Origin of the sequence: Thermoanaerobacter brockii subsp. finnii Ako-1 (genome assembly GCF_000175295.2) — a bacterium.
GTDB classification, from domain to species: domain Bacteria; phylum Bacillota; class Thermoanaerobacteria; order Thermoanaerobacterales; family Thermoanaerobacteraceae; genus Thermoanaerobacter; species Thermoanaerobacter pseudethanolicus.
This window is the reverse complement of sequence record NC_014964.1, coordinates 2,313,464-2,334,445: the sequence shown is the minus strand read 5'-3', so window position 1 is coordinate 2,334,445 and position 20,982 is coordinate 2,313,464. Positions and strand designations below refer to the sequence as shown.

The window sequence follows — 20,982 nt, the reverse complement described above, 5'->3', positions numbered from 1 at the left end:
CCTAAAAGGAGGTTTGCATATATTATAATAGCGGGAGATTTAATTTAAAGGAGATAGGACTATGATTTATTTTGATAATGCTGCTACTTCTTGGCCTAAACCCGAGGAAGTGTATAGGGAAGTAGAGAAAGTTTTAAGAAACTGCGGAAACCCTGGGAGAGGCGGACACAAAATGGCACTTGAATCAGGAAGGGTTATTTTTGAAGCCAGGCAAGAGATATGCAGCATTTTCAATATTAAAGACCCTATGAGAGTGGTATTTACATCTAATACAACAGAAGCTTTGAATATTGCGTTAAAGGGTATTTTGAAGGAAGGAGATCATGTAATAACTTCTAGCATGGAGCATAATTCTATGATAAGGCCCCTTATGGCGTTGAAAGAAAAGGGAATAGAAGTTACAATCGTGAAAGCAAATGAGGAAGGAAAGATTGACCCTGAGGATATAAAGGAAGCTATTACAAAAAAAACAAAAATGATTGCAATAACCCATGCTTCCAATGTGACAGGTACAATAATGCCTATTGAGGAAATAGGGAATATTGCCCGGGAAATGAATTTAATTTTCTTGGTGGATGCAGCCCAGACGGTGGGAGTATTGCCTATAGATGTAGAAAAACAAAACATTGACCTTTTAGCTTTTCCTGGCCACAAAGGATTGTACGGCCCTCAAGGGACAGGAGGATTATATGTAAGAAAAAGTATAGAAATATTGCCTCTTGAAGAAGGGGGAACGGGAAGTAAGTCAGAGTCAATGTATCAACCTGATTTAATGCCAGACAAATTAGAAAGTGGTACTCCTAATACTCCAGGGATTGCAGGTCTTAAAGAAGGAGTAAAATTTGTAAAGTCTGTAGGTATAAAAAATATTTATCAGCAGGAAAAAAGACTTACAAAAATTTTAATAGAGGGATTAAAAGAGATAAAAGGAGTAAAAATTTATGGACCTCAAAAAGTTGAAGAAAGAGTGGGAGTAGTTTCAATAACATTAAAAGATAGTGATGTAGGAGAAATAAGTTATATTTTGGATAGAGACTTTGATATAGCCACTCGAGCGGGATTACACTGCGCTCCATTAGCCCATTCAACAATTGGCACATTAAAGACTGGTACTTTAAGATTTGGAATTGGATATTTTAACACTGAAGAAGAAGTAGAAAAAGCTATAAAAGCTATTGAAATAATTTCGCAAAAAGCATTCTGACGAATTGGAGGAGAAACTTATGCAAAACTTTTTAGACATTATTTCTCAAAATGCTACGATGATTATCCTGTTTTTATCAGTTTTATCAATTATAGAATTAATTTTCATACTTATAATTAATGGGAAATTTTTAAGATTAAACAGGACTTATAATAAGGTAATTAAAACATTGGAAAAAGGAGATGTCTTTGATATTTTTTCTAGAATCCTTACAGAGAATGAAGAGATAAAAAACAAATTAGACAAGTTAAGAATTGATTTAAATTCTTTAGACAAAGAAGGAAAAACAGCAATTAAAAAAGTGGGAATGGTGCGGTATAATGCTTTTCCTGATGTAGGCTCTGATTTGAGCTTTTCTATTGCCCTATTAGATAGCAATGATGATGGTATTGTTTTGTCTGGAATATACGGAAGGAATGAGACGGCTACTTTTGCAAAACCTATTGAAAGAGGGCAATCTAAATATCCTCTTTCTGCTGAAGAAGTACAAGCTATAGAAAGAGCCAAAAGAAAAGCTTTGTAAAAAACAGGGAGTGATAACCTTGATTGCGTTTATTGTGAACCCAGTGGCGGGTGGAGGAAGGGCCTATCGGAAGATTCCAGAAATTAGAAGGATCATGAAAAAGAAATTAATCGATTACAAAATTTTTATAACAAAATATGCAGGGGAAGGGAAAATATTAGCAAGAAAAGCAGCTCTTAGTGGATTTAAAGTTGTGGCGGCAGTAGGAGGAGATGGCACTGTACTTGAAGTAGTAAATGGAATAAAAGGTACACAGGCTGCACTGGGAATTATTCCTGTAGGGACAGGAAATGACTTTGCAAGATTTTTCCACATACCTAAAAAGTTAGAAAAGGCTATTGATGTGCTTATAATGGGTAATATTAAAATTATAGACGGAGCTGTGATAAACGATATATTAACTTTTGGAAATATTACAAGCACAGGCATCGCTTCTGAAACAGCGGCAATGGCTGTGCGGTTTAAAAAGTTTTTATCTGGAATATGGGTTTATTTGACTGCCCTTTTAAATGTCCTATTTAAGTACAAGCCCTATTCTGTAAAGATAAAGATGGATGATAAAGAGTTAAATAGAGAAATAACAATTTTTGCAGCGGGAGTTTTAAGCTATTATGGAGGCGGCTTAAAGCTTTTGCCGGGTGCCGATCCTAATGATGGCTATTTAGATGTCATGATTGTTGACAAAATAAGTAAGATTAAATTATTGGTTTTATTGCCCTTAGTTCTTTTTGGAACCCATACTAAACTTAAAATTGTAGAAGTTTATAGAGCAAAAAAAGTAGAAATAGAGGCAGATCGAGAAGTACCTGTTACTGTCGATGGTGAAATATTATATATCAAAAACCTGGAAATAAAAGTGGAAAAAGATGCAATAAAATTATGCACTCTGTAAATTTAATAGAGTATATTGCGTTAAACTCTCAGGAATAATAAATTATGAAACCTGAGAGTTTATTATTTTTTGGAGGCGGATAAATGGCGGAGAAAGTAAAAGGAAAGTTGATTATCATAGGAGGAGCAGAAGACAAAGAGGACAAATGTGAAATATTGAGAGAAGTTGTAGGTTTAGCTGGGGGAAGAGAGAGTAGAATAGTTGTAATGACAACAGCCACAGAAAAACCTGTGGAAGTGGGCAATATGTACATTTCTATTTTTAAAAAATTAGGGGCAAATGATGTAAAAGTTGTAAACATAAATTCAAGGGAAGACAAAGAAATAAACTATGCAAGGGATGTACTTGAAGATTGCAGTTGCGTTTTTTTTACAGGTGGTGACCAATTGAGGATAACCAGTATTTTAGGAGGAAGTGGCATAGATAAATTGTTAAAACAATTGCACAAAGAAGGAACTTTGATTGTAGGTACAAGTGCAGGGGCTTCGGTGATGTCACAAACTATGATTGTGGAGGGAAATGATGAAGATTCTCCCAGGAAATGCACTATCAAAATGGCTCCTGGATTAGGTTTATTAAAAGATGTAATAATTGACCAACATTTTGCACAAAGAGGGCGCATTGGAAGGCTTCTTGCAGCAATTGCTCAAAACCCAAACAATCTCGGAATAGGGATTGATGAAGATACTGCCATAGTTGTAGAAGAAAATGAATTTAGGGTAATAGGGTCAAATGCTGTGACAGTAGTGGAGGGAAGAAAGCTAAAACACTCTAATGTTTCTGAATCAAGTCCTAATGAAATTTTAGCCCTCACCAATGTTATACTTCACATATTGCCATCCGGTTATGGTTATGATTTAGAAAAATGGATACCCAAAGTCAAGCTCAAGGAGGATAAAGTATGATTATTAAAGATATAAGGGTATATCGAGGGAGAAATATATACAGCCATAGACCTGTAATAAAAATGGTAGTAGATATAGAGAGATTGGATATTCCTACAAAAGATATACCCAACTTTAATGAGAGATTGATAAAACGGCTTCCTAGCCTATCAAAACATAGTTGTTCTTACGGATATGAAGGGGGATTTCTAAAGAGATTAGAGGAAGGCACCTATTTACCCCATGTGACAGAGCATATAATTTTGGAACTACAAAATATGTTAGGGTATGATGTAAAATTTGGAAGAGCGAGAAATATAGAAGGGGATTTGTATTATATAATTTATGAATATGGATTAGAAGAGTGTGGCATAAGAGTGGGGAAATTAGCGGTTGAAATGGTAAATAAATTTATACAGGGGGAAGAATTTGATTTAGAAGAAAGACTAGAAAGAATACGCAATATAATTGCTGAGATAGAACTAGGGCCTAGCACAATGGCTATAAAAAATGAAGCTTTAAAAGCGGGAATCCCAGTTACAAGGGTGGGAAATGGAAGCATTTTGCGGCTAGGTTATGGGAAATATCAAAAAATGATTGAAGGCACAATTTCACAAAATACTAGTTGTATTGCTGTAGACATAGCATCAGATAAAATCTTGACAAAGCAGATTTTAAGAGACCATGGATTTCCTGTGCCGGAAGGAGATGTTGCTTACAATGAAGAAGAAGCGATTGCTATTGCGGAAGAAATTGGATATCCTGTCGCTATAAAACCTTACAACGGAAATCAAGGCAAAGGAGTTCATTTAAACATAACCAATAAAGAAGAAGTAAGTATAGCCTATAGAAACGCCAAAGCTTACAGTGACCTTGTTATTGTAGAAAAACATATAAAGGGAAAACATTACAGAGTATTAGTTGTAGGTGAAAAAGTAGTAGCGGTAGCTGAAAAAATTCCTGCCCATGTGATAGGAGATGGAATTCATACTATTGAAGAATTAGTAGAAATGGAAAATAAAAATCCTTTAAGAGGAAAAGGCCATGAAAAACCCCTCACAAAACTCACAATAGATACGATTTCTAAAATGACCCTTAAAAAACAAGGATTTGATCTAGAAGATATCCCTAAAAAAGGGCAAAAAGTGTTTTTAAGGGAAAGCGCAAACTTAAGTACAGGAGGAATTGCAATAGACAAAACAGATGACATTCACCCATATAACATAGAAATTGCTGTAAGAGCGGCAAAAGCCATTGGCCTTGATATAGCTGGTATAGACATTACAATGGAGGACATAAAAAAGCCTCTAACTAAAGAAAATGGAGCAATAATTGAAATAAATGCATCTCCGGGCATAAGGATGCACCATTATCCTAGCAAAGGTAAACCTAGAAATGTAGCAAAGGCGATTGTAGATATGCTTTTCCCTAAAGGAAGCAAAGCTACTATACCTATTATATCTATTACAGGCACAAACGGGAAAACTACAGTCACCAGGATGACAGCTCATATTTTAAAAACTTATGGCTATACTGTAGGAATGACTTGTACTGACGGCATTTATATCGACGACACCTGTGTTTACAAAGGTGACAATACTGGCCCTAAAAGTGCAAAAACTTGTCTTGCTGATAAAAACATAGATGCTGCAGTGTTAGAAACAGCAAGAGGAGGTATTATAAGGGAAGGCTTAGGCTATGATTTGGCAGATGTGGGTGTAATAACCAATATTTCAGAAGACCATCTTGGCATTGATGGGATAGAGACTTTAGAAGACTTGGCTTTTGTTAAGGCTTTGGTGGTGGAAGCGGTAAAGGAAGACGGTTATAGTGTTTTAAATGCTGATGACCCGATGACCACTTATTTGGCCCAAAGGGCAAAAGGGAAAATAATATATTTTTCAATGTATGATAATAACCTCACTGTAAAAAAACATATAGAAAAAGGCGGAATCGCAGTATATGTTAAAGACGGTGTCATCGTTATAGCGAATGGGCAAATAATTCCTGTTGTAAAGATAGAGGAGATTCCTGCAGCTTTGTCAGGGAAAGTTTTGTACAACGTGGAAAATGCTCTTGCAGCTATCGCTGCTTCTTATGGAGTAAAAGTGCCTATAAATATCATTGCAAAAGGTATAAAGACATTTTATTGCGATACTACACACAATCCTGGGAGGTTTAACTTATTTAATGTAGGTAATTTCCGTGTATTAGTAGATTATGGCCACAACATAGCTGGAATAAAAAGTGTAATAGAAGCAGCACAAAAACTTGATGCGAACAGGCTCATCGGTGTGATAGGAGTTCCAGGAGATAGAATAAATTCCAGCATATTAAAAGTAGGAGAAATTTGTGGTCAAGGATTTGACTTTATATATATAAAAGAAGATTTAGATTTAAGAGGTAGAAAACCGGGAGAAGTAGCTAAATTATTAGAACAAGGTGCAATAAAAGGGGGTATAGATAGGAAAAAAATAAAGACTATTTTAAAAGAGACAGAAGCATTAAGGGCGGCTATGTACAATGCTGAAGCAGGAGATTTAATAGTAGTCTTTTATGAAAAATATCAGCCAATTATAGAGGTGATAGAGGAGTTTATCAAAAACAAAGATTTGAAAAATATTGAAATAAAATTAGAAAGGGCTTGAGTTTAAGCCCTCAGTTTGTTGACAAAGTTAAAAAATATTCAAAGGAGATATTTTGCATCGTCGCTCCGATGTTCCAAAGCGACAAAACTAAAGCTCGACCTTCGGGCTCCGGCAGGGTACCGGGCACAATCGGCATCCATGCCTTAAGGTGCCCGCCTCCGCCATCCATGGCTTCGGCCCTGCCTCCACCCTCGGTCTTGCTAAGTTTTGTTACCGCTTTGTAACAAGTCGCTCCTTATGCAAAATATCTCCTTTACGAAAGTTTGTCTACAGTCTGAGAGTTTAAAACTAAGCCCTCAGTTTGTTGACAAAGTATTATTATTTATTGGCATTTTTGCACAGTTTGCTCCGGGTGATAAAGTAGACTAAACTAAAACTCGACCTCGGACTCAGGCGGGGTTCCAGGCACATTCGACTTCCTTGTCTCAGGTGCCCGCCTCCGCCGTCCTTGGCTGCGGCCTCGCCTTCGTCTGTCGGTCTCGCTAAGTTTAGTAACTACTTTATCACAGTCGCTTCACTTGTGCAAAACGCCAACAACCACATTTTATTCATAAAAAGGTTTGTCTATAATCTGAAGGGGCTTAAAACTGAGCCCTTACTTTGCTTTCTTCATATATTTCATTTATTGTCTTGTATATTCCCACAGAAATTATATCTGCCATTTTCATTACAGTTCTAAGTCTTGTATTTTGAAGCACCATGTATTCCATAAAACCAGAGATATTGACAATTCCTGTAACAAACATATCTCCTACAGGAGGCAGGTCTTTAGAAACCCCCGCTCCAGGCTTTATAGGTCCTTTTCCAACAGAGATATGACCTACGTGGTTTAAAGAACCCAAACAAGCGTCTATCGCTATCATAAAAGGACGTCCATAATTTAAATTTATGTACTTTAAAACCTGATGTATGTTTTTTGCATGTAGTGGTTCTTCTAAAGTACCAAAGACATGGGCTTTTCCTTTAAGAAGAGGCTTTAGTTTATGACCAATTAAAGGTCCCAAGCTATCCCCTGTGGACCTATCAGTCCCTATACACAGCAAAACTATTTCTTTTCGATAATCATATAGTTCTGTCAGGTAGTTAGAGAAAAATTTATAAAAATGCCCTACAGCACTTTTGTCTTCAATATTTATTAACTCCATATGTTTCTCCTTTCTTAAGTTGATAAGTCTTACAAATATATTTTTGTCAACTATGTAAAATTAAATACAGGTAATTTCCGGTTTTAATTATTGAAAAACCTTTCTTACTTGTGTAATATATAAAATATAAAGGAAATGAAGCGGGTGATATGATGGAGACAATAGCTCAACTATACCAAAAATTTTCAAGTCTTTACGATATAAAAATATTAAAAGTAACTTTCGATATCATAAAAATTTTGGTTATAGCTTTTATAGGTATAAAAATAGGAGACATACTTATATCAAGGTTTTACAAATTACAGACAAAAGGAAAAATACAGCTTCCTGAAAGAAAGATAGGCACTTTAATGTCCCTTACCAAAAATATATTGAGATATGTCATTTATTTCATTGCGGCTGCTTCAATACTAAAAATTTTCAACATAGAAATGACATCAATATTGGCAGTTGCCGGAATTGGCAGTTTGGCTATAGGTTTTGGTGCTCAAAATCTAGTCAAAGACGTGATTTCGGGGTTTTTCATAATATTTGAAGATCAGTTTGGAGTTGGGGATTATATAACGATAAATAATTTTTCGGGTCTTGTTGAAGAAGTAGGACTTAGAATAAGCAAAATAAGGGATTTTTCAGGCGATTTACATATAATACCAAATGGAGAAATAAAGACTGTAACAAACCATACACGAGGCAGTATGAGAGCGCTTGTAAATGTAGGTATTCCTTATGAGGAAGACGTTGATAGAATAATAAATGTGCTCACTCAAATTTGTGAAGATATAAAAAAATCCAGGAATGATGTGATAGAGGGCCCTACAGTTTTGGGAATTACGGATTTTCAGGACTCGCAAGTTTTAATAACGATTATTGCGAAAACAGAGCCTATGAAACAATGGGAAGTTGAAAGGGATATAAGATACAGGATAAAAAAAGTATTTGATAGAGAAAAGATTACATTCCCGTATCCGCATACAGATGTTACAATAACAAATATTGACACATAACTTGGTTAGTAATGTGTGAAAATCAAAGCACCTTTTCGGTTGATTTATTAAGTTCATAGATTGGTTAGAGGTGATTGCTTTGCCAAAAGAACTCCATGTAGGAGATATTGTAAAGATGAAAAAAAAGCATCCTTGTGGTTCTGATGAATGGGAAATTTTAAGAGTGGGTATGGATATTCGAATAAAATGTTTGAAATGCGGAAGAATGGTTTTGATGCCAAGAGCTAAATTTGAAAAGAGCATCAAAAAAATTTTAAAAACAGTTGAAAATCCCTCTGGACAATGATAGAATATGGATATGGATTGCCGCCTTGCCCTTTTTGGGGCCGTTTAGTCCAAAAGGAGGTGAAAAGATGAGGTCATACGAGACAATGTACATTCTCTCTCCAGATTTAAGTGAAGAGGAAAGAAAAGGCTTAATAGAAAGATTTAAAAACCTCATCATTGAAAATGGTGGAGAAATAACCAATTTTGATGAATGGGGTAAGAGAAAATTAGCCTATCTAATTGACAAAAAGCCTGAGGGATATTATGTACTGATGAACTTTAACAGCGACTCAAAGGTTTCTCAGGAATTGGAGAGAGTTTATAAGATCACAGATGGCGTTTTGAGATATTTAATAATAAGAACTGACGAATGATCATTTATTAATATAAAAAGGTGGGTTAAAAATGTTAAATAAGGTTATTTTAATAGGCCGTCTTACAAAAGACCCTGTGATGAGGTATAGTGCTAACATGGTTCCTGTTACCACATTTACATTAGCGGTTAACAGGAATTATGTTACTCAAAGCGGGGAAAGGCCTACAGATTTCATACCCATCGTAACTTGGAGAAAACTTGCAGAAATTTGCGCTAACAATTTAAAAAAAGGCAGGTTAATAGCGGTAACTGGAAGCATTCAAACCCGAACATGGGATGATAATAGCGGCAATCGACATTGGGTTACTGAAGTAGTAGCAGATGACGTGAGATTTTTAGAGCCGAAATCTGGTTTTGGCAGCAGTGGCAATGCTGAAGAAAATAGAGATTTTGATGAAGACTTTGACAGTGTATTTGAAGATATACCGGAAGAGTTTGAGGGTTTTACACCTATAGAGAGTGAAGATGATTTACCTTTTTAAAAAGGAGGTTGGAGAATGACAACAGCTAATACTACTGCAAAAGATAACGCAGCTACCAAAAAAAGAGGCAGAAAAGCGAAAAAGCGCGTTTGTGCTTTTTGCACAGATAATATAGACAAAATTGATTACAAAGATGTAGCAAGGTTGCGCAAGTACATCACAGAAAGAGGAAAAATTCTGCCGAGAAGAATTACAGGAAACTGTGCAAGGCATCAAAGGCAGCTTACAAAAGCTATTAAAAGAGCAAGACAGATTGCACTACTACCATATACAGTAGAATAATGATATAATTATAAGAGGGCGATGCCCTCTTTTAGTTTACTATTTAAAATAGCTGTCAAAAATAAAGGTGGAATAAAAGTATGAAAAATAATCTTGAGATTGCCAAAAATATTATGAGCATTGAAAATTTAAAAATAAACCTTTTAGGGAAAGTATATTCTCTCTTTAAAGCTTTTAACGAAGATGAAGATGGAGAAGTATTAATAGATAATCTTTGTGATATTTTAATTTTTGCCTATTTATTAGGAGAGAAATTAGGTTATGACTTTGAAGAAATAGATGAAGCGCTTCAAAAAAAACTCAAGCTTCAAATTATTGATAAAAACTTTGAAGGAGAATATAATTTTTCTGAGCTAGAAAGATACATAAAGGGTAGAAAACGGGAGTGATTTAATGGATTTACGAAAACTTACCAATGCGTCAATGATGACAGCAATGGCTGTAGTAATGACATTAATAGGCGTGTATATTCCACCCCTATTTGTGCTATTTTTTTTAGTACCAGCTCCCATTGCTATAACTTGTATAAGAAGTTCTGAATCTTATGCTATTGCATCATCTTTTGCTGTATTTATTGTAAATGTAATTTTTACAGACATAGGTACAGCTTTTACAAGTTTATTTTTTGCTTTACAAGGATTTGTTATGGGGTATTTAATATCGCAAAAACGTAAAGCTAGTGAGACACTTATAGATACTTCTATTGTGTCAATATTTGGTGTAGTTGTAATATTTTATTTCATAAAAGCGGCCTTCAAAATAAATGTAGTCGATCAGTTTTTTAAGGCAATTGATATGAGCACAAAAGAAGTATTATCTATTTATCAGGGACTTCCAAACTTTTCGGTTATAAAAAGCAATTTATTAGCGGTTCAAGAAATATTAAAGATGATTTTACCTGCATCCATACTAGTTACAGTTGTGGCTGTCATTTTAATTAATTATATAATTATATACAAAATCTTGAAAACTCAAAGGGTTTATATAGATGCACTTCCCTCTTTTGAAGAATGGAAAATGCCTTATGTCACAGGATGGATTTTTATTGGAGTGTTGTTATATCAATATTTTCTAAAGCAGCCTGAAGCAATAACTACTAATATAATAGTATTGCTTTCTCTAGGTTTTACGTTAGGAGGCTTGGCAGTAGTAAGATATTATTTAATTCATAGATTGAAGATGAAATCAATGGCTGCTAACTTAATCCTTGTATTTTTATTTCTTTTTCCTCTTACCTCTTGGCTACTTACCGTAATAGGTATTGTGGATACTAGCATGGATTTAAGAAAATACATGAGTTAGAAAACGAGAGGTGTTTTTGTGGATAAGAAATTTTATAAAATAATTTCTTCTGTCAATGTGATAAATATTTTGCTATCAGCTCTATTAATAGCTTTAATGTTTTACTACAACGAGATAATTGCTTCTATTTCATTAATCATCTTTCTTTATGTGCTTTTAAGTGAATACTACGGCGTAAAGAAAAAACGGTTAGAGTTAGATAAATATATAGAAGATATATTTTTCAATGTTGACAAGGCATCAAAAAGCGTTTTAGCAAAAATGCCAATTCCCGCCGTTATTTTAAATGATAACGGAGAAATCCTGTGGTATAACTTAAGCTATTCTCAGGTTTTTAATGAAAATGAAGAGATAAAGAAATTGATAAAGAAATATGCTGGAAACAAAATAGATGACAAAAAAAACCAAATAGAGTTCAATGGTCGGTACTATTCCACGTTAAAAGTAGATTCTCAAGCAAAAAGAAAAAAAGGGAAGGATCTAAGCTGTACTCTTTTATTCCTTGATAACACTGAATACATTCAGCTTAAGAAATCTTTAGCTTTCGATAGACCGGTGGTAGGGCATATAATAATTGACAACTACGAAGAAGCGATGATGGCAATAGAAGACATTAAAAAAGCGGTGGTTTCTTCAGAAATAGAAAAAAAACTTTCAGAATGGGCTTCCTCAATAAAAGCTTTTATGAAAAAATATGATGATGATAAATACTTTGTCGTATTTAAAGAGGAAGGATTAAAAAGCTTAGAAGAAAATAAATTTGAAATATTGGATAAAGTAAGAGAAATTGGAGAAGAGATAAAAATCCCTTTGACTTTAAGCATAGGAATTGGAGCAGATGCCAATGACTTTTTAACCTTAAATGAATACGCCTCTAGCGCTTTAGATTTAGCATTAGGGCGAGGCGGAGACCAAGCAGTAATAAAAAGAGGAGATAAAATTTCATTTTATGGAGGAAGGACACAAGCTGTTGAAAAGAGGACAAAAGTAAAGGCGAGAGTAATTGCCCACGCTATAAAAGAGCTCATAAAAGAATCCTCTACCATTTTCATAATGGGTCACAACTTTATGGACTTTGATTCATTAGGTGCTGCAATTGGCATGTATAGAGCTTGCATGTCTTTAGGCAAAAAAGCCTATATAATCTTAGATAAGTCTAATGTAGCGATAGATGAATTGGTAAAGAAAATACAAAATACAAAAGGCTATGAAGATTTATTTATAAAAAGCAGTGAAGTTAAAAACAAGGTGGACCAAAACAGCCTTTTAATAGTGGTTGATACCCATAGACCAAGTTATCTTACTTATCCCGAAATTGTAGATATTATAGATAGAATAGTTGTAATAGACCACCATAGAAGAGGGAAAGAGTTTATTGACAAAGCCTTGTTTGTCTATTTAGAGCCTTATGCTTCTTCTGCTAGCGAATTAGTCACAGAAATTTTGCAGTATATAGTAGACAAGATTGACATAAAACCTATAGAAGCTGAGGCTTTAATGGCAGGAATATCAGTGGATACAAAAAATTTCACTTTCAGGACAGGTTCCAGGACTTTTGAAGCAGCCTCTTTTTTAAGAAGAAAAGGCGCAGATACAACATCTGTTAAGCAGCTTTTCCAAAATGACTTAGACTCTTATATTATAAAGGCTTCAATAGTGAAAAATGCCGAAATACTGGATAACGGCATTGCAATAGCAGTTAGCCCTCCAAATGCCAACAATCTCATCATAGCCCAGGCTGCTGATGAGCTCCTTACAATAAAGGGAGTACAAGCCTCTTTTGTCCTTTTAAAAAGAGAAGAAGATGTAGCCATAAGCGGACGCTCTCTTGGAGACATAAATGTTCAAGTTATCCTTGAAAAGCTCGGTGGAGGAGGACATTTAACTGTTGCAGGAGCTCAGGTCAAAAAACCTATAGAGGAAGTACTGCAAGACTTAAAAAATGCTATTAAAGAATATTTTGAGGAGGAAGGTGAAGACAAGTGAAAGTTATATTAGTAAAAGATGTTAAAAATGTAGGAAAAGCAGGAGAAATTGTAAATGTCAGTGACGGCTATGGGAGAAATTATCTCCTTCCAAGAGGACTTGCCATAGAGGCTACAGAATCTAACGTAAAAGCACTTAATGAAAAGAAAAAGGCAGAAGAGAAAAAGAGACAGCAAGAATTAGAGGAAGCAAAAGAAATGGCACAAAAGCTTTCAAATTTAAGCTTAGTTTTAAAAGTAAAAGCAGGAGAAAATGGTAAACTTTTCGGCTCTGTCACTTCAAAAGACGTGGAAGAGGCTTTAAAGGAAAAAGGCTTTGACATTGATAAGAAGAAAATAGTCTTTAATGAAAATGTCAAGACTACAGGGACATATTATGTAGACATAAAACTTTATCAAGGGGTTACTGCAAAAGTGAAGGTAGATGTTGTGGCAGAGTAATTTAAATCAAGGGGGAATAAGGATGGAGTGGAGCAAAATCCCTCCACAAAACATAGAAGCTGAACAATCCGTCTTAGGGTCAATGCTTTTATCTAGAGATGCTATAATAGATGTGTCTGAAATAATAAAAGCTGATGACTTTTATAAAGAATCCCACAAAAAATTATTTGACGTAATGATGGAGATGTTTGAAAAAGACATCCCCGTTGACCTTGTGACAGTGGTTGATGAACTCAGAAAGCGCAACATGCTGGAGGCTGTTGGCGGAATCGATTATATAGCAAGTTTGTCTTCCAATGTCATCACCACTGCTAATGTATCTTACTATGCAAAGCTAATAAAGGAAAAAGCTACATTGAGAAGACTCATTGAGGCTTCTTCAGAGATTATGGAGTTAAGTTACGAAGGGGATGATGTAGAGACTGTCCTTGACATAGCAGAACAAAAAATATTTGATATAGCTCAAGGAAGAAACACCACTAATTTTTCACCTATAAAAGATGTCTTAATGAATACATTTTATAAAATAGAAGAACTTTACAAAAACAAAGGCCAGCTTACGGGAATTCCCTCTGGCTTTCCTGACCTTGACTTAAAAACTGCTGGCTTTCAGCCCTCTGACTTTATATTAGTCGCAGCAAGACCTTCAATGGGAAAAACCTCTTTTGCTTTAAATATTGCTCAAAATGCAGCTCTTTTGACAGGCCTTCCTGTTGCCATATTTAGCTTAGAGATGTCAAAAGAGCAGTTGGTAAACAGGCTTATCTGTTCTACTGCCAATATAGATAGCCAAAAGCTTAGGACAGGAAACCTTGATGAAGATGACTGGATGAAACTGGCAGCTGCGATGACTCCTCTTTCTAAAGCTTCTATCTATATTGATGATACCCCTGGAATTGGCGTAATGGACATAAGGGCGAAGTGCCGGCGCCTTAAACTAGAAAAAGGATTGGGCTTGGTGATGATAGATTATCTGCAGCTTATGCAGGGAAGAGGAAGGGCAGAAAACAGGCAACAAGAAATTTCAGAAATATCGAGGTCTCTTAAAAGTTTAGCAAGAGAACTCAATGTTCCTGTAATTACCCTTTCACAGTTGTCTCGCGCACCTGAGTCTAGGTCAGACCACAGACCTATTTTGAGCGATTTGAGAGAATCTGGAGCAATAGAGCAGGACGCTGACATAGTAATGTTTTTGTACAGAGATGATTACTATCATAAAGATTCTGAAAAGAAAAACATAGCAGAAGTTATAATTGCAAAACACAGAAATGGACCCACAGGTACAGTGGAACTTTTGTGGCTTGCACAGTATACAAAATTTGTAAGTCTTGATAAATATAGAATGGAATAATCTTTAGTTTACTCTTATGAAGGGATGAAAGTTATTATGGGCAATTTCGATTATCTTAAAAAAGTCCCTTATTTTAATGAACTGGAGGACAAATCCCTTGAAGAGATACATAAGATTTTAATCATAAAATCTTTTAAAAAAGGCTCTATTATTTTCATGGAGGGGGAAAAGGGAGAAGCCATATATTTTGTAAAATCCGGCAAAGTTAAAATATCAAAAACCTCTTCTGTCGGGAAAGAACACATTATTAAAATCATGGAAGAAGGGGACATATTTGCTGAATCTGTTCTATTTGTCGGTGGAGAATATCCTGCAACTGCAGAGGCTATAGAGGACTCCGAAGTGATTATGCTTAAAAACCAAGACATAGAAAACTTGATACTAAAAAACAGCAAAATAGCCTTAAGCATTATTAAACTTATGGCAAAAAGGCTAAAAAATGTAGCTGTCATAATAGAAAATCTTGCTTTAAGAGATTCCATTGGCAGAACGGCTTCTGTCCTTCTCACTTTTGCAAAAGAGAGAGGAATAAACACAAAAGAAGGAATTTTATTAAACTTAAATCTCAATAGACAAGACCTTGCCAACATAGTCGGCACATCAAGAGAAAACGTCACAAGGATTTTAAGCCAAATGGACAAAGAGGGGATAATACATCTTGATAGGCAGAAAATAATAATTAAAGATATAGAAAGGCTTAAAGAGATGTTGTAGTGATATTTTTCTCCCAGTTTTATTTTTCAACCCTTCACTTTTCTTTGATAGTGTCAACATACTGTAGGATATTTTTTAAAGACAACCCCTGAAATCTCTTAAATCAAGGTTTCCATGCCTTATATGTTTTTTTATATCACACTTTCATATTTTATTGCCTTTAAAATTCTGTATATTGGTGTTACTTTACCCATATTCAAGACCGTAATGTTGTTTATTCCTTGTTTGTAGACGTTTTAATTCTCTTTACTGCCTCTTTTATTTGCTTCTTCGTTAATTTGTAACCTTCCTCGTTATTTAGCTTTTATTACGTTATCACAGAGGTTGTCTCTTGTCTTTTTTATCACCTAAAAATCCTACGATAATTTTACACTATGCATAATTTTTTCCTCTTGACAACTTTCTCTGCCCATGGTAATATATTAAAAAAGCGAAAGTGAATAGAGTTGGCCTTTAAACTGGTCCTGTGAGGCTAGTAAGGCGAAGAGGGATTTACGTAAACAAGAGAGAAAGCCTTTCTCCGCCTGATGGGAAAGGCTTTTTTGATGAGGAAAAGCCTCTGCTACTCACAGCAGAGGCTTAATTTTTGAGAGGAGGAAAATTATGAAAGTACTTACTGTAGGTACAAAAGAATTGTCAGGTCCGATAAAGGAGGGAGACAAAATTTCTCTGCTACAGCTTCTTATTCTAGGATTACAACATACTTTTACGATGTTCGGTGCCACAGTATTGGTGCCACTGCTTACCGGGCTTGATGTGGGAGTAGCTCTTTTTACTGCGGGGATTGGGACTCTCTGGTTTCACTTGGTTACAAAAAGAAAAGTTCCCATTTTTCTAGGTTCTTCCTTTGCTTTCATTGCACCAGTGGCACTAGTGGTAAAACAGTGGGGAGTTCCGGCGGCCCAGGGGGGCATCATTGTGGCCGGCTTGCTTTACGGGTTGATGGCGGTGCTGGTTTACTTTCTGGGGCGCGAATTCATGGAAAACCTTCTGCCACCGGTGGTGACCGGTCCGATAATAATGGTCATAGGTCTCAACCTGGCACCGGTAGCAATCAAAAGCGCCTCTCAAAACTGGATGGTTGCCTTGATAGTGCTTACTACGGTAATACTTGTCAGCATGTATGGCAGGGGATTTTTCAAACTGGTACCGGTGCTCGTGGGATTAATTGTAGGTTATGGGGTGAGTTTGATTTTCGGAATCGTGGACTTGAAACCTGTGCAGGAGGCGGCGTTGTTTGCCGTGCCGGCCTTTACCAAACCCGAATTCAACCCGGCGGCCATTGGCCTTATTGCGCCTGTGGCGGTGGCTACTATAGTGGAACACGTGGGCGATGTGCTTGCTGTGGGAGCTACGGTGCAGAAGGACTTTGTAAAAGACCCAGGCCTTCATAGGACTCTAATAGGCGATGGTATAGCCACATCCTTGGCGGGTCTATTTGGAGGCCCGGCCAACACCACCTATTCTGAAAACACTGGCGTTTTAGCGTTGACTGGAGTCTGGAAACCCGAGGTGATGAGGGTGGCAGCAGTCATGGCTATGATACTTTCTACCTGTCAGAAACTTACTGCCCTAATAAGGACAGTGCCAGAGCCAGTCATAGGCGGCATATCTATAATCCTGTTTGGCATGATAGCCAGCATCGGCATCAGGACCGTTGTGGAGAACGCCGTAGATTTCAAAAAGTCAAGAAACCTTATAATATCTAGCGCTATTCTAGTCTTTGGCATAGGTGGTGCTGTAGTGAACCTGTGGGGTGGCATTCAGTTGGGAGGTGTAGGTCTGGCTGCTATTATCGGCATAATATTAAACCAGGTGCTGCCTAAAGAATAATTTTGAGCGGGGGAATATATTTCCCTGCTTTTTATTTTTTGGTATGATATAATAAAAATTGATTTCCTATGGGTGTGAAATTACCGTATTATTTTTAAGTATTGATTCATTATCTTGACTTTTTTTTATCAATATTGTATAATACCGTATGTATAAAGGCATAATATTAAAGCAATATGTTACACTTTTAATACAAGCAGGATTTGATATTACATACATCATTGTAAAGAAATAATTTTTTCTTACCATGGAGGTGGCGGATGGGTGAAAGAAATCCTGGAGGATATCAAAGATGCGGAAAACAGCGCCAGGGCAATGGTGGAAGAGGCCGAGCGTGAAGCAAGGTCTATATTGGCTGAAGCTAACCGCGAAGCCGAGGAATTGATTTCTCAAACTCGCAAAAAAGGGGAAGAAATTGCTAAAAATATTATAGAAGATGCAAAAAAAGAAGCGCAAAAAGAATCGATGGCTTTAAAGGAACAGTATGAAAACGAAATTAAAAAACTTCGTGAAAAGGCGGAAGGCCGTATCCAAAAAGCTGTAGACTTAATTGTGGAGAGGATAGTGACTTTCCATGGCAATAGTTAAGATGAAAAAAATGTATCTCTTTGGTCTGAACGAGGAGCGGGACAAAATAGTTGGTGTCCTGCAGAAATTGGGAGCAGCTGAAATTGCAGATTTGAAAGAAGAAGATATTGATATAGACATTACAGAACATAAATTTCCAGAGCAAGTGGGTAACGAGCTATCGAAGCTCGAATTAAAGCTTAGTAGACTAAAATATGCTATTGATTTTTTGAAACCTTATGGCAAGGAGTTAAATCCATTAATCTACGGTAGACCCAAGATAAGCAGGGAGAAATTGCAAGATCTCCTTAATCGGGAGAGGGAAGTTTTTGATCTAATAGACTCACTTTCTGGCCTTGACCAGAAACTTTCTAGGCTCAAAACGGAAGAATCCAGAATAAGAAACCAGGTTGAATTAATTAAACCTTGGGAGCGATTGGATATCCCTGTAGAGGAACTAGGTGAAACCGGTAGTGTGGAAGCACGAGCTGTGGTAGTTTCAAAAAAGAATTTTAAAGCATTCAGGGATAAAATGGCTGAAAAAGAACTAGCCGTGGAGATAATCCCGGTAGAGGAAGGTCGGGAAGAGGGCTTTTTATTAATAGTCTATCACGTTTCGGCAAAATCGGATATTCAAGAAGTATTTAAGGAATTTTCCGTTGATACAGAGAGATTTGAGGGATTTACAGGGACTCCGGCGAAGATACTTGCCGAGCTTCAGGAAAGGTTAAAAGCCATCGAAACCGAAAGGCAAAGAATAAAGGCAGAAATCTCTACGCTAGTGAATCGGCTACTAGACATAAAGGCTCTTTACGATTACTGGTTTGTGGAAAGACAGAAAAAAGAGAACTTCATGAAAATGGCAGGTACTGAAAAAGTCTTCCTGATGAAAGCCTGGGTTCCCGAGCCTTCGGTGGGAGCCGTAAAAGAAGCGATTACCTCCGTCACCAGTGCTGCCTACATAGTTTTTACCGAACCGTCGGAAGATGATGACATACCGGTGGTTTTGTCAAACCCGAGGTTAGTGCAGCCTTTTGAGATAATAACCGAGCTCTACAGTCTTCCAAATCCAAGGGAGATAGACCCTAATGTGTTCATGGCGCCTTTCTACTTTGTGTTCTTTGGTATGATGGTTAGTGACGCGGCTTATGGTCTGGTGCTGTCCCTGCTGTCAGGCCTTGCTCTCTGGAAGCTCAAATTGAAAGGGATGGGTAAAAAGCTGGCGGAGCTTTTGTTCCTAGGAGGAATATCGACTTTTATCTGGGGGATGATTTTTGGTAGCTGGTTTGGTGACCTTATTAAGGTCAAGCCGCTCTGGCTGAATCCTCTTGACAATCCGTTGGCTGTTTTGTTTTTGAGTTTTGCTTTTGGTCTGATACAGATATACACTGGTATAATCTTGAGCGCCTATAAAAATATAAAAAAGGGAAGGGTAGCCGATGCTTTCATGGATCAGGGACTGTGGCTGGTGCTACTGACAGGGCTCGTGATGATGGCTTTTCCGAATTTAGCAGGAATAGCAAAATATGTAACTGCCGCCGGCGCAATAGGCCTTGTGCTGACGCAGGGGAGATCTCAGAAAAATATTTTAAAAAAGTTCATGTCGGGGCTTTTAAGCCTTTACAATGTCACTAGTTATTTAAGCGACGTGCTTTCTTACTCCCGTCTGCTGGCGTTGGGCCTTGCAACAGGCGTTATAGCTACTGTCATCAATACCATGGCAAGAATGCTAGGAGTAAATATATTCGGGTATATAGCGATGCTGCTGGTGTTGATAGGAGGTCACCTTTTCAACGTCGCAGTAAATGCCTTGGGCGCTTATGTCCACAGCAGCCGACTGCAGTATATTGAATTTTTCGGTAAGTTCTACGAGGGTGGAGGCAAACCCTTCCAACCTTTGAGGATAGACACGAAATATGTGGATCTAGAAGATATTGGTAGAGTTAATTTAAAAAATCAAACTTTTGAAGGAGGAGTTTAAATGGAAGTTACACTTGGTCAAGTTCTTGCACTGTTAGGAGCTGCTATGGCGGTTTTTCTGCCAGGAATTGGTTCAGCCAAAGGAGTCGGTATGGTGGGTGAGGCTGCCGCGGGAGTAGTTACCGAAGACCCCAGTAAATTTAGCCAGACTCTGATATTACAGGCATTGCCTGGAACTCAAGGAATTTATGGTTTGCTTACAGGTTTTGTGGTGATGCAAAGGATAGGAATCTTGGGAGGAAATTTGTTGCCTCTTACCACCTATCAAGGACTGCTAGTTTTTGCAGCCTGCCTTCCTATAGCTATAGTAGGCTTGCTTTCAGCTATTTCCCAGGCCAGAGCTGCGGCTGCTGGTGTAGGAATAGTAGCCAAAAGACCTGAAGAACTAGCTAAAGGTATAACTTATTCCGCTATGGTGGAAACTTACGCGGTGCTAGCACTGCTCGCTTCGATACTAATGCTCTTCGGTTTAAAGCTGGCATAAGGAGTGCTTATAATGCAGGGTATTGCAAAGATTAAAGAAAAAATTTTTGAAGAGGCCACAGAGCAAAAAAATCGGATAATCGAAAAAGCAAAAAAAGAAGCAGCTGAAATCCTGGAAAAGGCGAGGAAACAAGCTGTACAACTAGAAGCCGAAGCCGAGAAAAAGGCCAAGAAGGTGGCCAGAGAGGAAAAGAGGAAAATCCTGTCTATTGCCGAACTGGAAGAGAGAAAGCGCTATTTGGAAGCGAAACAGGCTTTGATAAACGAAGCCTTCGTCAGGGCGGAAAATAAACTTCTAAATCTAGAACCAGAAAAGTACAGGGACCTGGTTTACCGCATGATTTTGGCCGCTGCCGTTGACGGTAATGAGGAAATTATTGTTTCCGAGGCTGATAAGGAAAAGATAACTCCTGAATTACTTGAGAGAGTTAACGAAGCCCTGAAAAAGCAAGGGAAAGCAGGCAATATTAGGTTTTCGGGAGAAAAAAGAGCCATAAAAGGCGGATTCATATTAAAATCGGCGACGGTCGAGATAAACTGTACCTTTGATTATCTGCTCAAGGTTCAAAGGGAAGAACTAGAGACTGAAGTGGCCCGAATACTTTTTGAGGAGTGATTG

Annotated in this window: 22 protein-coding genes and 1 pseudogene; 21 read left to right on the top strand and 2 right to left on the bottom strand. The window is 37.1% G+C overall.

The features are described 5' to 3' along the window. The first annotated feature begins 61 nt into the window (after positions 1-61). From THEBR_RS11560 to cphA, 5 genes are all read left to right on the top strand, one after another. Positions 62-1,204, top strand: coding sequence for an aminotransferase class V-fold PLP-dependent enzyme (locus THEBR_RS11560; protein ID WP_012269834.1), 1,143 nt, complete (start codon positions 62-64; stop codon positions 1,202-1,204). A 19-nt stretch (positions 1,205-1,223) separates the two neighbouring features. Then, positions 1,224-1,727, top strand: a complete 504-nt coding sequence (locus THEBR_RS11555) for a DUF4446 family protein (protein WP_012269833.1) — start codon at positions 1,224-1,226, stop codon at positions 1,725-1,727. Between the two features lie 19 nt (positions 1,728-1,746). Then, complete coding sequence (locus tag THEBR_RS11550) at positions 1,747-2,619, top strand: diacylglycerol/lipid kinase family protein (protein ID WP_012269832.1); 873 nt, start codon at positions 1,747-1,749, stop codon at positions 2,617-2,619. 83 nt (positions 2,620-2,702) lie between these two features. Next, a complete protein-coding gene (locus THEBR_RS11545; protein WP_003870009.1) occupies positions 2,703-3,524 on the top strand; it encodes a cyanophycinase in 822 nt (273 codons plus the stop codon). Then, entirely contained in the window at positions 3,521-6,151 is a 2,631-nt protein-coding gene (gene cphA / locus THEBR_RS11540) for a cyanophycin synthetase (protein ID WP_012269831.1), read from the top strand. Before THEBR_RS11545 ends, cphA begins: the two co-directional genes overlap by 4 nt. A 581-nt stretch (positions 6,152-6,732) precedes the next feature. Here cphA and yyaC read toward each other — a convergent pair. Further along, positions 6,733-7,296: a spore protease YyaC gene (gene yyaC / locus THEBR_RS11535; protein WP_012269830.1), complete on the bottom strand. Its 564-nt coding sequence runs from the start codon at positions 7,294-7,296 to the stop codon at positions 6,733-6,735. A 149-nt stretch (positions 7,297-7,445) separates the two neighbouring features. On the opposite strand from yyaC, the gene mscS reads away from it, so the two are divergent. The 11 genes from mscS (at position 7,446) to THEBR_RS11480 (ending at position 15,500) form a co-directional block, all read left to right on the top strand. Next, positions 7,446-8,300 carry a small-conductance mechanosensitive channel MscS gene (mscS, locus tag THEBR_RS11530; protein WP_003867428.1) on the top strand — a complete coding sequence of 285 codons (855 nt, stop codon included), beginning with the start codon at positions 7,446-7,448 and terminating at the stop codon, positions 8,298-8,300. A gap of 79 nt (positions 8,301-8,379) precedes the next feature. After that, the gene (locus tag THEBR_RS11525) at positions 8,380-8,586 is read left to right on the top strand and encodes a DUF951 domain-containing protein (protein WP_003867429.1); all 207 of its coding nucleotides are present in this window, start codon (positions 8,380-8,382) and stop codon (positions 8,584-8,586) included. A gap of 67 nt (positions 8,587-8,653) precedes the next feature. Then, a complete protein-coding gene (gene rpsF / locus THEBR_RS11520; RefSeq protein WP_003867430.1) occupies positions 8,654-8,941 on the top strand; it encodes a 30S ribosomal protein S6 in 288 nt (95 codons plus the stop codon). A gap of 31 nt (positions 8,942-8,972) precedes the next feature. Further along, positions 8,973-9,425 (top strand): single-stranded DNA-binding protein, encoded by a 453-nt coding sequence (locus THEBR_RS11515; protein ID WP_003867431.1) that lies wholly within the window; start codon positions 8,973-8,975, stop codon positions 9,423-9,425. A 15-nt stretch (positions 9,426-9,440) separates the two neighbouring features. Continuing rightward, entirely contained in the window at positions 9,441-9,707 is a 267-nt protein-coding gene (gene rpsR / locus THEBR_RS11510) for a 30S ribosomal protein S18 (protein WP_003867432.1), read from the top strand. An 80-nt stretch (positions 9,708-9,787) separates the two neighbouring features. After that, positions 9,788-10,096: a MazG-like family protein gene (locus tag THEBR_RS11505; protein ID WP_003867433.1), complete on the top strand. Its 309-nt coding sequence runs from the start codon at positions 9,788-9,790 to the stop codon at positions 10,094-10,096. A gap of 4 nt (positions 10,097-10,100) precedes the next feature. Further along, positions 10,101-11,009 (top strand): YybS family protein, encoded by a 909-nt coding sequence (locus THEBR_RS11500; protein WP_009052064.1) that lies wholly within the window; start codon positions 10,101-10,103, stop codon positions 11,007-11,009. A gap of 18 nt (positions 11,010-11,027) precedes the next feature. Then, complete coding sequence (locus THEBR_RS11495) at positions 11,028-12,995, top strand: DHH family phosphoesterase (RefSeq protein ID WP_012269828.1); 1,968 nt, start codon at positions 11,028-11,030, stop codon at positions 12,993-12,995. Beyond that, the gene (rplI, locus tag THEBR_RS11490; protein ID WP_003867437.1) at positions 12,992-13,435 is read left to right on the top strand and encodes a 50S ribosomal protein L9; all 444 of its coding nucleotides are present in this window, start codon (positions 12,992-12,994) and stop codon (positions 13,433-13,435) included. The genes THEBR_RS11495 and rplI overlap by 4 nt, the downstream gene beginning before the upstream one ends. A 22-nt stretch (positions 13,436-13,457) precedes the next feature. After that, positions 13,458-14,786, top strand: a complete 1,329-nt coding sequence (dnaB, locus tag THEBR_RS11485; protein ID WP_012269827.1) for a replicative DNA helicase — start codon at positions 13,458-13,460, stop codon at positions 14,784-14,786. 36 nt (positions 14,787-14,822) lie between these two features. Continuing rightward, positions 14,823-15,500, top strand: coding sequence for a Crp/Fnr family transcriptional regulator (locus tag THEBR_RS11480; RefSeq protein ID WP_009052067.1), 678 nt, complete (start codon positions 14,823-14,825; stop codon positions 15,498-15,500). Between the two features lie 131 nt (positions 15,501-15,631). On the opposite strand, the pseudogene THEBR_RS12185 reads toward THEBR_RS11480, so the two are convergent. Next, positions 15,632-15,798: pseudogene (locus THEBR_RS12185) on the bottom strand (ISLre2 family transposase); the annotation flags it as partial. Positions 15,799-16,103: 305 nt separating this feature from the next. Between THEBR_RS12185 and THEBR_RS11475 the strand changes: the two are divergent. The 5 genes from THEBR_RS11475 to THEBR_RS11455 all read left to right on the top strand — a co-directional run bounded on the left by THEBR_RS11475 (position 16,104) and on the right by THEBR_RS11455 (position 20,979). After that, positions 16,104-17,333, top strand: coding sequence for a uracil-xanthine permease family protein (locus THEBR_RS11475; RefSeq protein ID WP_009052081.1), 1,230 nt, complete (start codon positions 16,104-16,106; stop codon positions 17,331-17,333). A gap of 264 nt (positions 17,334-17,597) precedes the next feature. Next, positions 17,598-17,921 carry a V-type ATPase subunit subunit G family protein gene (locus THEBR_RS11470; RefSeq protein WP_012269826.1) on the top strand — a complete coding sequence of 108 codons (324 nt, stop codon included), beginning with the start codon at positions 17,598-17,600 and terminating at the stop codon, positions 17,919-17,921. Beyond that, a complete protein-coding gene (locus THEBR_RS11465) occupies positions 17,908-19,881 on the top strand; it encodes a V-type ATP synthase subunit I (protein WP_012269825.1) in 1,974 nt (657 codons plus the stop codon). The genes THEBR_RS11470 and THEBR_RS11465 overlap by 14 nt, the downstream gene beginning before the upstream one ends. Then, complete coding sequence (locus THEBR_RS11460; RefSeq protein WP_012269824.1) at positions 19,882-20,364, top strand: V-type ATP synthase subunit K; 483 nt, start codon at positions 19,882-19,884, stop codon at positions 20,362-20,364. A gap of 12 nt (positions 20,365-20,376) precedes the next feature. Further along, a complete protein-coding gene (locus tag THEBR_RS11455) occupies positions 20,377-20,979 on the top strand; it encodes a V-type ATP synthase subunit E (protein WP_012269823.1) in 603 nt (200 codons plus the stop codon). The last annotated feature ends 3 nt before the right edge of the window (positions 20,980-20,982 follow it).

What these genes read in the sequence shown, in the direction of transcription:
- THEBR_RS11560 (WP_012269834.1), top strand. Translation starts at nt 62, where the DNA reads ATGATTTATTTTGATAATGCTGCTACTTCTTGGCCTAAACCCGAGGAA.
- THEBR_RS11555 (WP_012269833.1), top strand. Translation starts at nt 1,224, where the DNA reads ATGCAAAACTTTTTAGACATTATTTCTCAAAATGCTACGATGATTATC.
- THEBR_RS11545 (WP_003870009.1), top strand. Translation starts at nt 2,703, where the DNA reads ATGGCGGAGAAAGTAAAAGGAAAGTTGATTATCATAGGAGGAGCAGAA.
- cphA (WP_012269831.1), top strand. Translation starts at nt 3,521, where the DNA reads ATGATTATTAAAGATATAAGGGTATATCGAGGGAGAAATATATACAGC.
- yyaC (WP_012269830.1), bottom strand. Translation starts at nt 7,296, where the DNA reads ATGGAGTTAATAAATATTGAAGACAAAAGTGCTGTAGGGCATTTTTAT.
- mscS (WP_003867428.1), top strand. Translation starts at nt 7,446, where the DNA reads ATGATGGAGACAATAGCTCAACTATACCAAAAATTTTCAAGTCTTTAC.
- rpsF (WP_003867430.1), top strand. Translation starts at nt 8,654, where the DNA reads ATGAGGTCATACGAGACAATGTACATTCTCTCTCCAGATTTAAGTGAA.
- THEBR_RS11515 (WP_003867431.1), top strand. Translation starts at nt 8,973, where the DNA reads ATGTTAAATAAGGTTATTTTAATAGGCCGTCTTACAAAAGACCCTGTG.
- rpsR (WP_003867432.1), top strand. Translation starts at nt 9,441, where the DNA reads ATGACAACAGCTAATACTACTGCAAAAGATAACGCAGCTACCAAAAAA.
- THEBR_RS11505 (WP_003867433.1), top strand. Translation starts at nt 9,788, where the DNA reads ATGAAAAATAATCTTGAGATTGCCAAAAATATTATGAGCATTGAAAAT.
- THEBR_RS11500 (WP_009052064.1), top strand. Translation starts at nt 10,101, where the DNA reads ATGGATTTACGAAAACTTACCAATGCGTCAATGATGACAGCAATGGCT.
- dnaB (WP_012269827.1), top strand. Translation starts at nt 13,458, where the DNA reads ATGGAGTGGAGCAAAATCCCTCCACAAAACATAGAAGCTGAACAATCC.
- THEBR_RS11480 (WP_009052067.1), top strand. Translation starts at nt 14,823, where the DNA reads ATGGGCAATTTCGATTATCTTAAAAAAGTCCCTTATTTTAATGAACTG.
- THEBR_RS11475 (WP_009052081.1), top strand. Translation starts at nt 16,104, where the DNA reads ATGAAAGTACTTACTGTAGGTACAAAAGAATTGTCAGGTCCGATAAAG.
- THEBR_RS11465 (WP_012269825.1), top strand. Translation starts at nt 17,908, where the DNA reads ATGGCAATAGTTAAGATGAAAAAAATGTATCTCTTTGGTCTGAACGAG.
- THEBR_RS11460 (WP_012269824.1), top strand. Translation starts at nt 19,882, where the DNA reads ATGGAAGTTACACTTGGTCAAGTTCTTGCACTGTTAGGAGCTGCTATG.
- THEBR_RS11455 (WP_012269823.1), top strand. Translation starts at nt 20,377, where the DNA reads ATGCAGGGTATTGCAAAGATTAAAGAAAAAATTTTTGAAGAGGCCACA.